At 68.7% G+C, this 10,995-nt stretch carries 14 protein-coding genes and 1 pseudogene; 1 reads left to right on the top strand and 14 read right to left on the bottom strand.

The window, feature by feature from the left end; translation table 11 throughout:
- The 14 genes from B277_RS20305 to B277_RS07790 all read right to left on the bottom strand — a co-directional run.
- On the bottom strand, positions 1-209 hold a 209-nt coding region (locus B277_RS20305), incomplete at its 3' end, for a transposase (RefSeq protein ID WP_156811758.1).
- 327 nt (positions 210-536) lie between these two features.
- A complete protein-coding gene (locus B277_RS15955) occupies positions 537-758 on the bottom strand; it encodes an IS3 family transposase (protein ID WP_007927003.1) in 222 nt (73 codons plus the stop codon).
- Between the two features lie 149 nt (positions 759-907).
- Entirely contained in the window at positions 908-1,156 is a 249-nt protein-coding gene (locus tag B277_RS07840) for a helix-turn-helix domain-containing protein (RefSeq protein ID WP_238148162.1), read from the bottom strand.
- Positions 1,157-1,385: 229 nt separating this feature from the next.
- Positions 1,386-2,804 (bottom strand): NADH-quinone oxidoreductase subunit N, encoded by a 1,419-nt coding sequence (locus tag B277_RS07835; RefSeq protein WP_192899856.1) that lies wholly within the window; start codon positions 2,802-2,804, stop codon positions 1,386-1,388.
- A 14-nt stretch (positions 2,805-2,818) separates the two neighbouring features.
- Entirely contained in the window at positions 2,819-3,682 is an 864-nt protein-coding gene (locus B277_RS07830) for a complex I subunit 4 family protein (protein WP_274517175.1), read from the bottom strand.
- Entirely contained in the window at positions 3,649-4,308 is a 660-nt protein-coding gene (locus B277_RS19535; RefSeq protein ID WP_274517174.1) for a proton-conducting transporter transmembrane domain-containing protein, read from the bottom strand. Before B277_RS19535 ends, B277_RS07830 begins: the two co-directional genes overlap by 34 nt.
- Before the next feature lie 2 nt (positions 4,309-4,310).
- Positions 4,311-6,221, bottom strand: a complete 1,911-nt coding sequence (locus tag B277_RS07825) for an NADH-quinone oxidoreductase subunit 5 family protein (RefSeq protein WP_007926997.1) — start codon at positions 6,219-6,221, stop codon at positions 4,311-4,313.
- Positions 6,218-6,520 carry an NADH-quinone oxidoreductase subunit NuoK gene (locus tag B277_RS07820; RefSeq protein WP_007926995.1) on the bottom strand — a complete coding sequence of 101 codons (303 nt, stop codon included), beginning with the start codon at positions 6,518-6,520 and terminating at the stop codon, positions 6,218-6,220. The genes B277_RS07825 and B277_RS07820 overlap by 4 nt, the downstream gene beginning before the upstream one ends.
- A complete protein-coding gene (locus tag B277_RS07815; protein WP_007926994.1) occupies positions 6,517-7,080 on the bottom strand; it encodes an NADH-quinone oxidoreductase subunit J in 564 nt (187 codons plus the stop codon). The genes B277_RS07820 and B277_RS07815 overlap by 4 nt, the downstream gene beginning before the upstream one ends.
- Positions 7,081-7,083: 3 nt before the next feature.
- A complete protein-coding gene (locus B277_RS07810; RefSeq protein ID WP_238148161.1) occupies positions 7,084-7,974 on the bottom strand; it encodes a complex I subunit 1 family protein in 891 nt (296 codons plus the stop codon).
- 38 nt (positions 7,975-8,012) lie between these two features.
- Positions 8,013-8,702, bottom strand: coding sequence for a hypothetical protein (locus B277_RS07805; protein ID WP_040881140.1), 690 nt, complete (start codon positions 8,700-8,702; stop codon positions 8,013-8,015).
- Between the two features lie 4 nt (positions 8,703-8,706).
- Positions 8,707-9,195 (bottom strand): hypothetical protein, encoded by a 489-nt coding sequence (locus B277_RS07800; protein ID WP_040881138.1) that lies wholly within the window; start codon positions 9,193-9,195, stop codon positions 8,707-8,709.
- Positions 9,186-9,527, bottom strand: coding sequence for an NADH-quinone oxidoreductase subunit A (locus B277_RS07795; RefSeq protein ID WP_007926989.1), 342 nt, complete (start codon positions 9,525-9,527; stop codon positions 9,186-9,188). The genes B277_RS07800 and B277_RS07795 overlap by 10 nt, the downstream gene beginning before the upstream one ends.
- A gap of 122 nt (positions 9,528-9,649) precedes the next feature.
- Positions 9,650-10,249, bottom strand: coding sequence for a YdhK family protein (locus B277_RS07790; protein ID WP_083853692.1), 600 nt, complete (start codon positions 10,247-10,249; stop codon positions 9,650-9,652).
- 283 nt (positions 10,250-10,532) lie between these two features.
- On the opposite strand from B277_RS07790, the pseudogene B277_RS07785 reads away from it, so the two are divergent.
- Positions 10,533-10,796: pseudogene (locus tag B277_RS07785) on the top strand (four-helix bundle copper-binding protein); the annotation flags it as partial.
- Positions 10,797-10,995 lie beyond the last annotated feature (199 nt).

Raw genomic sequence — 10,995 nt, 5'->3', positions numbered from 1 at the left:
TCCGCGCTGGTCGCGCCCGCCAGGTCGCCAGTATCGATCCGGTCGCGCTGGACCCAGTTACGCAGCGTGTCGCCATTGATGCCCAGCTGCTCACCCACGAGCCGACAGGCACGAGAGACCGGCAACCCCGGCTCGGCCGCAAGACGGTCACGCACCAGCCTCACAGCTCGCTGACGAATCTCATCGGGATACTTCCTCGGTGCAGGCATGACTCCATCCTCCTGGGGAGATCAAGCCCTCCACCCAACCCGGGGCGATCCAGTGGCTGAGCGGAACGGGCCACCGTTGTCGGCCACCAACGTGATGGGCACGACCTCCCCGGTGACGGGGTCGGTGAGGTACTCCAGCAGGTCCAGCCCCTCAGGCAGCATCGAGGCCGCCTCCGCCAGCGCGAGCTCGACCGCGGCGACCGCGTCGTGCTTGTTCGCGGTCGGTGACCAGTGCCACCCGAACTCGTACTTGGACCAGTAGTCCGCGATCCCCGCGACTCGCCAGGTCCCGCCCGTGGCGGTCTCGTACTCGGAGAAGTCGAACTGTCAGACCATGTTCGGACCCGTCGGGGTCTTGGCGAACGCGGCCTTGCGCTGCTGGGCCAGGTCACGACGTTCCCGCTGGTAGTCCGCCTTCAGCAACAACCCGGCGTCGTCCAGGATTCGCGCCGTGGTCGACATCGACACCCGGTGGCCGCCGTGGCGGGCCATGGCCCAGATCTTGCGGTGGCCCCACGCGGCGTGCTTGGCCGCCAGGCCAGCGATCACCTCCCGGGATGCCTCGCGGGCCGGCTGCGGTCAGGGCCCCTTGGCGGGGCGCCCGGCGCGGGCGTGGGCCTGCCAGCGACGGTAGGTCCGTTCGGGGATGCCGACCAGTGCGCAGAACCTCGTGGTCGGCATCCCCGCCTCGGTACGGATTACCTCGAGGTCCTCGAAGGGCCCAGGCGGCCCTCAGCGCTCTTCTTCCACACCCGCGCCTCAAGATGGGCCTCACCCAATGCGGTGGTCAGCTCGGCGATCTCCGCCTCCAGCTGCTCCTCCCGGGTCGAGGGACCGGTCCGGCCCGAGGCCAGCGCGGTTCGTCCCGCCTCCAGGAACTCAGCCTTCCAGCGGCCGATCGACTGCTCGGAGACCTTCTCCTTGCGCGCCGCTTCGGCGATGCTCATCTCGCCTGCCAAGACACTCAGCACGATCCTGGTCTTCTTCTCTCGCCGGGATCACAGGTGGTCGACCCATAGGCCATCTCCTCCTCGGTCACGCCGATCATGCCCTCATAACCGGTCTGCCAAGAAGTTTGAGACGCGACAGCAGCAACAAACAGCAAGTTGTCTGCCACTTGCTGCATCAGGAGCGCTCTCCAGATGCTAAGCCCCCAAGCACTTCAGGAACGCGACACTAGAGCAGCAACGGCCCCTCTAGAGCCGTCCACAGGGTGCCGGCAACGATCCCGAGGGCCAGGCTCGCGGTGGCGGCGACACCGGCGGTGGCGGCAGCCCAGGCGTCCCCGCCCGTGCGGCGACGGGTCGCGGATTCCTGGGTGGGGCGGGCGAAGACGGGACCGAACCAGCGGAGGTAGTAGAAGAGGCTGAGCAGGCTGTTGAGCATCACGAGCAGGGCCAGCCAGCTGTGTCCACCGTCCCAAGCGGCGGTGGCGGTGGTGAGCTTGCCGACGAACACGGCCGTCGGTGGGGTGCCCACTAGGCCGAGCAGTGCGACGAGCAGGGCGAGTGCGAGCCCGGGGCGTTCGTGGACCAGCCCGCGGTAGGCGGTCAGGTCTCGGCGCTCGGGAAGGGCCGCGGTGACCGCGAAGGCGGCCACGTTGGTCAGGGCGTAGGCGGCGAGATAGAACAGCAGTGAGGGCAGGGCGAGGTCACTGCGGCCGGCGGCGGCCACAGGAACGAGGAGGAACCCGACCTGGGCCACGGTCGACCAGCCCAGCAGCCGGCGGGGATCACGCTGCCAGTAGGCGGCGAGGTTGCCCAGGAACATCGAGGCCGTGGCCAGGGCTGCCGTGACGATCAACCATGTCTCGTTCCCGGCAGAGATCGTGGCCACGAACCGGTAGATGGCCACCAGTGCTCCGATCTTGGGCACGGTGGTGAGGAAGGTCGCGGCGGTCACGCCGGTGCCTTGTGCGGCGTCGGGGATCCAGAAGTGGACGGGCGCTCCGCCGGCCTTGAACAGCAGCCCGGTGAGCACGCACAACACGCCCGCGCCCACGGCTGCGGCCGGGGCGCCAGGTAGTTCGTCTTTGAGCTGGGCGTAGTCGGTGGCGCCGGTCAGGGCGTAGAGGAGGGTGACCCCGAGCATGAGCAGGATCCCGGACAGCGCACCCATGAGGTAGGTCTTCATGGCGGCCTCGGCCCCTGAGCGACCGCCGGTCAGGCCCACGATCCCGTACAGGGGGATGCTGGCCAGGAGGAATCCGACGATGAGCACGAGCAGGTCGGTGGTCGCGGCCAGGACCATGACCCCGGTGGTGGCGAAGAGCAGCAGGGCGTAGGTGTCGGACTCCCGGGGGGCGTCGGCGATCTCTCCGGAGGCCACGCCCAGGACCAGCAGGGTGGCCAACGCGGCGATCACCCGGGCGGCGCCGGTGGCGGTGTCCACGGCGGAGGTTCCCGAGAATGCGGTCTGCGCGGGCCCGGCCATGGCCAGGGCCGCCGCGGTCGCGGCACCCAGTAGCGCCAGGGCGGCCACGGCGCGGGCGATCCACTGCCGATGTCTGGGCAGGAACGAGCCGCCCAGCAGGACGATCAGGCCACCGAGGAAGGTGAGGATCTCCGGGAGCAACAGTTCGGGGCGCATCTGCATCGAGGCGTCCACGGTTACCTGCCGACCAGGTCGACAAGGGCGGCCGAGGCCGGCTCGATGACCCCGAGCAGTAACTGCGGCAGGACGCCGATGAGCAGGGACAGGGCCAGCAGTGGGCCGATCGACCACAGCTCTCGACCGTGCAGGTCCGCGAACCCGGGCGACTGGCCCTGCGTGGGGCCGGTGAAGACTCGCTGCAGCGCTAACAGGAACAGGGCGGCAGTGACGAGGATGCCCGGCAGAGCGATCGCGGTGACCGGGGCGACGGCGATGCTGCCGGCAAAGATCTGGAACTCAGCGATGAACCCGGACAACCCGGGCAGGCCCAACGAGGCGAACGCCGCGATCGCGAACAGTGCCGCGAAACGCGGCGCGGGTGTAGCCAGGCCACCGTAGGCACCCATGTCGTAGGTGCCGGCGCGGGTGCGCATCACCCCGGCCAGGAGGAAGAGCGCGGCGGCGATCAGCCCATGGCTGACCATCTGCACAACCGCGCCGGTGACGGCCACTGAACGGGCCTGGGCGGTGTCACCGGCGATGAGGCCGACCGCGCCCAGGGCCAGGACGATGTAGCCCATGTGGTTCACGGAGGTGTAGGCGATCATGCGTTTGAGGTTGGTCTGGGCCAGTGCCACGAATGCTCCGTACAGCACCGAGACGATGCCGACCACCACGATCACCCAGGCCCATGCCCGCCACGCCTCGGGCAGGATCGGCATGGCGATGCGCACGAAGCCATAGGTGCCCATCTTCAGCAGCACCCCGGCCAGCACCGCCGAGCCGGTGGCCGGGGCGTCGGTGTGGGCGGGGGGCAGCCAGGTGTGGAAGGGCACGGTGGGGGTCTTCACGGCCAGACCCACCAGGATCGCCGCCAGCACCAGCCTCCGGCCAGCGGGCTGTCCTCCAGCGGCGTGGCCGCGACGAGCTCGGGGATGTCGAAGGTGTGGGGATCCGAGGCCACGTACAGGCCGATGAAGCCCAGCAGCAGGGCGAGGGACCCCAGGAAGGTGTAGAGGAAGAACTTCAGTGCCGAACGGGCGGCATTCCCGTGACCCCACCCAGCGATGACGAAGTACATGCCCACGATGGACAGATCGAAGAAGACGAAGAACACGATGAGGTCGGCAGCCACGAACACCCCGAGACTCACGCCCTGCAGGAACAGGAACAGAGCCGTCTGCGCGCGGGGCCGCTCACCGTCCCGAAGAGCGTAGACGGCGCACGCGAGGAAGATGACCGCCGTCATGGCCACCAGCGGCAACGAGAGCCCGTCCACGCCGACGTGGTAGCTGCTGCCGACCCCCGGGATCCACGGCACCTGCTCCTCGAATGCCAACCCGTTCGGCCCCGGATCCTCATACCCGGCCCAGAGGACGCCGACGAGCACCACCTCCACGGCGCTGACCGCGACCCACACCCACCGCGCGGCCGCGGCGCCGAGCGAGGGAACCGCAGCCACGACTACGGCGACGGCCAGGGGAAGGAAGACGATCAGACTCAGCATGCTCAACCCATCACGGCGTAGACGGACCAGACCACGGCGCCGGCGGCCAGCACCGCGACGGTCTGGAGGAAGTATTGGTGGATGGCCCCTGTCTGCGGGGCCCGCGCCAGGTGCCCGAGTCGGCGAACCCGGCCGGCGATAGCCGACACGACCCGGTCCAGGACGTGGTCATCGACGCGGGCAGCTGACCGCGCCAGCATGAGGACCGACCCGGCCACGGCATTCACGGCCCGGTCCAGGACGTGGTCGTCGACGCGGGCAGCTGACCGCGCCAGCATGAGGACCGATCCGGCCACGGCATTCACGGCCCGGTCCAGGACGTGGTCGTCGAACCGCGTCAGAGCGTGCGCCACGGTCAAGGACGGGCGCACCACGACGGCCTGCGCCGCCGCTTCCAGCCCCAGCCACCGCCGAGCCCACCTCGGCGCGGGGGCACGCACTCGCAGCATCAGCAGCACCACGACCACTGCGATCACGGCAGAGACGGCCAGCTCGACGGTCGGGATCTGAGCGTGGCCGCCCAGGGCGCCGGCGAGCATGCCACTGATCGGAGGCAGGGCGAGCACACCCAGCACGACCGCGCCAACGGCAAACACGACCAGCGGGGCCTGCTCCCAGGCGCCTACCTCGCCGGCGTCGTCGGCCCGCGCTTCGGCGCGGGCACCGCGCCGCCAGATCGCCCACAGGGCCTTGCCGGCATAGGCGGCCGACAATGCCGCGGCGACCAGTCCTGCAGCGTAGAGCCACGGGGATGACTCGAGCGCGGCCGTGAGCACAGCATCCTTGGTCGCCCACAGGGACAACGGTGCGATCCCGGCCAGAGCCAGCGCCGCCACGCTCGCGGCCACCCCCACGACCGGCCACCGACGGGCGACACCCCGCAGTTGCCTAAGGTCCTCGCTCCCCAACGCGGTCAGCCAGGCGCCCGCAGCCAGGAACAGCAGTGCCTTGACCGAGGCGTGCGCCACCAAGTGGGCGACGCCGCCACTGACCGCGCCGACACCGGCAGCGAGCACCACGAAGCCCAGCTGGGCGGCCGTGGAAGCGGCCAACAACTGCTTGAGATCCCGCTGTGCCAACGCCACGAGCCCCATGAGCGCCGCCGTGAGCACGCCGACCCACGCGGTCAGCGGCCCGGCCCACCCGGTCGCGGCCAGCAGGGGCTCCACGCGCAACAGCAGGTAGCCACCCATGGCGACCATCGCTGCGGAGTGCAGCAGCGCGCTGACCGGGCTGGGTCCTTTCATTGCTCCGGAGAGCCAGAAGGAGAAGGGCAGCTGCGCTGCCTTGCCCAGTGCCGCCACCAGGATCCCGGCGGCGGCGACATCCCGCCACGGCCCTTGGGCGGCCGGCAGGTCGGCCAGGGCCATGCCCGTCCCGCCGGCCAGGGCGGCGCCCGCGGCGACGTAGAGGCCCAAGTCAGCTGTGCGCGTCGTGATGAAGGCAGTGAGGCCTGCTGAGACACGGTCAACATCTCGCCACCAGAAGCCGATCAGGGCGTAGGAAGTCGCGCCCATCACCTCCCAGGCGAACAGCAGCGCCGGGATGCTGGCGGCGGTCGCCGTGACCAGGGCGGCCGCCGCGAAGATGAGCATCAGCCCGTGGAAGCGACCCCGGGACTCCCGAATGTTCCCGGCCGAGAAGACGAGGACCAGGAAGGTCACGGAGGCGATCATCGGCACGACCAGCGCCGCGAGGGCATCGACGTCCAGCGCGAAGTCAGCGCCAACGACGAAGGGGTAGGACACGGCCGGCCGCGCCAGCGCAGTGGCGAACGCCAAGACAGTCGCGAGCCCGGAGGTCACCAGCGCGATCGGTACCGCACCGCGGCGCGGGCGGGCGAGGGCGAGCACGCCGCCCACCGTGGCCGGGAGCACCACCATCGCCAGCAGGACGGCCTGGGGCCCGCTCATCCGGACAGCTCCTCAGCCATGTCGGTCATGTCCGTCTGGCGCCGTCGGTGCAGCAGCGTGGCCACCGCGAAGCCCATGGCCATCTCCACCGTCATCGCGGCCAGCACCACCAGCAGCAAGACCTGCCCGGTCGGATCCGGGGCCAAGAAGAACCAGAACCCGGCGGCAGCCAGGAGCACCCCGTTGATCATCAGCTCCAAGCCCATCATCACCATCACCACGACCTGCTGGGACAGGGCGCCATACAGGCCCACCGCGAACAGGGCGGCAGCCACCACCAGCACAGCCTCGAGGGTCACCGGCCCACACCCCCCGGCTGGGGATCGTCGGCCGGGCGGCGGCGCAGATCATCGCCGAACCGGTCATAGCGGCTGCGGTGGGCAGCCAGGACCACCCCGGCCACGATGGTCGCGACCATGACCGGACCCAGCACGGCCATGACCAACATCTTCTCGCCCATGATCTCCAGACCGAGCGCGCGGGTGAGATCCTCGGGAACGGCGCCACGGCGCTGTGGCCAGGGGATGAGCAGCGCACCACTGGCCAGCAGCACGAAGGCTCCGACCGATGCACCAATCGCCGTCTTCTTCCCGTGGGTCATGTCCATGGGCATCAGCGCGGGATTCATCCCCATGAACATCACCATGTAGATGGCCATCACCGCCATCTCCATCACCATCATCAGGATCGTGATGAGCCCCAGGTAGCCCTGCTCCAGCAGGAGGATCTGCACTCCCACGGCGATGAACGACAGGGCCAGGGCGTACGTGGCTCGTGCCATGGAGTCCACCACGAACACGGCCACGCCCGCGGCCACGGCCACCACGGCCAGCACCCAGAACGCCACTCCGGTCAGCACGGCTCAACCTCCCGACACGACGATGAGGGACACGAGCAGGTCCTGGACCACGACCGCGGGGAGCAGCACCATCCACCCGATCTCCATGAACCGGTCCGGGCGCACCAGCGGAACCTTTCGGCGCAGCCACACCAGCACGGCCAGCACAGCCACGGTCTTGACCAGCACCCAGGCCCAGCCGGGCAACACCGGCCCGGAGCCACCGCCCAGGAACAGCGGCACCGAGAAGGCTGCTCCAGCCGCCAGGAACAGGTAGCGCCCGGCCTGGAAGACGAGACGGTCCACGGCCGAGAGCTCGGCCAGCACCCCACCGGCGATGTCTGCTGCCAGCGCGGGAGCGAACGGTCCCCACACGGAGAACCCCGTCACGCCCACTAGGTAGACGAGGAAGGCCACCGGCATCCACACGACGAACCACAGGCCGTCCTGGGCGGCCACCACATCCCCGACACCCAGGCTGCCGGCGGCGATCGCCGGAGCGACCAGGGCGAACATCAGCGGCAGCTCGTAGGCCAGTCCGTGGGCCAGGAAGCGGTAGCCGCCCACCAGGCTGTGGGTGGAGTTTGCGCCCCACCCGGTCAGCCACACCAGGGCCCAGACCATGACGTCGACGACGTTGAACCACACGATGCCCACATCGGGATCGGCCAGCACCCACCGGCCCATCGGGATGACCGCGACGATCAAGAACGCGCCGATGAACATCCCGGCGCCACCGACTCGCCACAGCAGGGTGTCCGCGGCCACGGTGGTGCGTCGGCGTTGCCGCAACAGCCGCGCAGCGCGGCTCAGTGGCGCGGTCCACCCGCCGCGCACACCCTGCTGCCGGGCCGAGAGCACGGCATCGAGAGTCACCGCGACGTAGGCCAGAGCGCACAGGAGGATGCCGGTCACCACGGCCCACCCCACAGCAACGATCACCATCGCCACTCTCAGGCATGCCCCGTCTCCTGGACGGTCGAGAAGGGTTCCAGATTCAAGCTGGCCACGGCCAGACGCACGGTGGCCAGCTCCAACCCGGTCACCAGATGCGGCATCCTCTCCCACGGCACTGCGCCAGACTCCACGGCCGCCGGGACTGCGCCGCCGCACACCTCGCTCCGGAGCCCTTCCACCATGGACGACAGGCGATCGTGGGCGTCTCCCCGGCAACCCTCCGGCAGGCCGTGCCGTGCCAGATCGGACGGATCGAGGACCAGCACCCCCCGCAGGGACCAGCGCAGCAACCACGATCTCCGCACCGTACGGTGCAACCGCTCGACGACATCCCGGGCGGCACCCTGATCGCCACGCACCAGGGCGTCCCGGGCCCGGCGAGCACGCGCCGCCGCGTCATCCGCCCCGGCCAACGCCAGCAGCGCCATGACGCCATCGCACCGCACCGCAGACGCAGGCACCGGTGGGGCCTGGGGCTCCTTGCTGCCGGCCGCCTGGCCCGCACCGTCAACGACGGACGCCGCAGCGTCGACGACGACATCACCTTGCAGCGAGCAGCACAGCACCAGCCCAGCCGGCCAAAACGGAAGCACAGGACCGAGCGGGAGATGCAGGACATCCATCTCCAGACCGTCCCGGTCCTGACCACCTTGGGCCAGCGCGATCCCGGCCGGGGCCATGTCCATTCCGCTATGACCCCCCGTGGCCCGCGTGGTCCATGCCCTCGTGGTCCATGGCCTCGTGGTTCATGCCCTCGTGCCCACCGTGGTCCATGCCCTCGTGGTTCATGCCCTCGTGGCCCATTTGACCGTGGTCCTCAGGAATCCGAGGCTCCTGCGCCCTCTCCCGGGCATCCGCCCGGTGATGCGGGGTATCGAGAAGGAGCGCTGCCGCGTCCTCGAGAGCAGAACCCACAACTGCCGACGAGGCGACGTCGACGCGCACCCGCGGACCGGGCATCTGTTCCCACAGGCGCTGCGCGAGTTCTACCAGCTCGGGACCTGGCACACCGCACACCGCCAGCACGTCCGCATCCGCCGGCGTCCATGCCGCAGACCAGCCTCGGAGCAACATCTGCTGCTCGAGCTCCACGCGCGTGAGCCAGTGACCCGGTGCCTCGACGATCAGGACACGGGCGGAGTTGACCGCCAGATGGGCGAGGATTCGGGTCAGACCCATCGGAAGACCCCCTCCCGCCAAGCCCACGTCACGGCGATGAGCAGTGCTCCGAGGAAGAGGAACATCTCCACCACCGCAGTCATCCCCTCCTCGGCCACGACCACTGCCCACGGGTACATGAACAACATCTCGACATCGAAGGCGAGGAAGACGATGGAGGCGGGATACCAGCGGGCGTGGAACCGGGAGAGCGCATGTTCCTGGGGCAACCACCCCGACTGCGCCGGGAGCACCGTTAGTGGCTCGGCCAGTACATTGACAGCCCGGTGGAGCGCATAGAGGAACGCCACAGCGAACACCGCCACCAGCGCCATCGCCACGATCCCGTACACCGCGATCCGCCCTTCTTGACCTGTAGACAAAAAACTTATGTGAGCCAGCAGAGGATCGACGCAAAAAAAGGGGGGCGTCGTCTGCCACGGACTGCGCACTCAGCAGCATCTCAGCGTCGAGGTCACTTGGCTGGCTGGATCTCGCTCTCCACGACCCACTTGTGATTGGTCATCTTCATGCCATCCATCGTGAGGTCGACCATGTACACCGTCTCATCGCTCGCGCTGTCGATCGTCGCCTCGGCGCCATCCATGCCGGCCATGTGATCGGCATCCAGGACGACCTCGGTACCCGCTTCCAATGGCGCGTCGCCGGGGTCCTTCAGCTCCTCGTGAACGACCCACTTGTGGTCCGTGATCCGCTGGCCGCCGTCCGTGGGCGTGTAGCTGATGGAGTAGGCCGTTGTGTCGAAGGCGCCCGAGATGGTCGCATCGGCCCCCTTCATCCCCGACATGTGGTCAGCAGTCAACGTCACCTTCGTGCCCACGGGATACGTCGGCGAACTCGCCTGCTCGATGCCCTCTGGAGGAGGTCCGCCATCAGTCTTGTGACCACCCATTGCCTCGCTGGTCCCACTGCTGGACGCGGACGAGTCAGACGTCATCGACGACTGCGGTGACTGCGTCGCGTCATCCTCGGCCGTTCCTCCGCACCCTGCCAGCAGCGCAATTGCCGCCGCGGCAGTCGCTGCCGCGTGAACCTTCCGATGGGCCGTCGTCATGCCATCTTCCTTCCTTCGCGCCTTCTCCTCGTGAACTTTCATACCCTTACCCCCTGGCAGTATGTACGGCTGCGTCGGATGGAGCAGGACGAGTTCGAGCAGGGTCCCGACATCTTGAACCAGGGCATGCTGACCAATCGTGGGCACATAGCCCAGCAGCTGTTCGCTCCTGTGCCAGGCGAGCAGGTTTCGGCATACCTCGCTGGGGTAGCCCAAGGACTCTCGTCGACGCGTGCCGCATGCACCGTTGTCGCGTCGCCTCATCGAATGAAGGAGTACAGACATGCACACCGTGGAGCAGATGCTCGAGACCTACCCGAAAGATCTGGGTGGCATCGACAGAGCCAAGTTGATCGAGTGCATCCAAGCCTGCTTCGAGTGCGCCCAGACGTGCGCCGCCTGTGCCGACGCCTGTCTGAGTGAGGACACAGTCACTGATCTCACCAAGTGCGTCCGCGCCAATCTCGATTGCGCGGACATCTGCACGACGACCGGCTCGGCGCTTTCGCGCCACACTGGTTACGACGCCAACGTCACGCGGGCTTTGAAGCGCCCCAGGTATCGCGCCGCATCCTTGTGAGTTGGAAGGATGCGAACCATGCCGAAGAAGATCGATCCGAAGGTCAAGGAGCGGTGTGTGCGGCAGGTGTTAGAGCACTTGCCGGAGTACCCGTCGCTGACCGCTGCTGCTGAGGTCGTCGCTCGCCGTGAGGGTGTGGGCAAGGAGTCTGTGCGTCGCTGGGYTC

Origin of the sequence: Janibacter hoylei PVAS-1, assembly GCF_000297495.1 — a bacterium.
Lineage (GTDB): Bacteria > Actinomycetota > Actinomycetes > Actinomycetales > Dermatophilaceae > Janibacter > Janibacter hoylei.
Note: the sequence above shows the minus strand (reverse complement) of the source record. Positions and strands in the feature narration are given on the sequence as shown.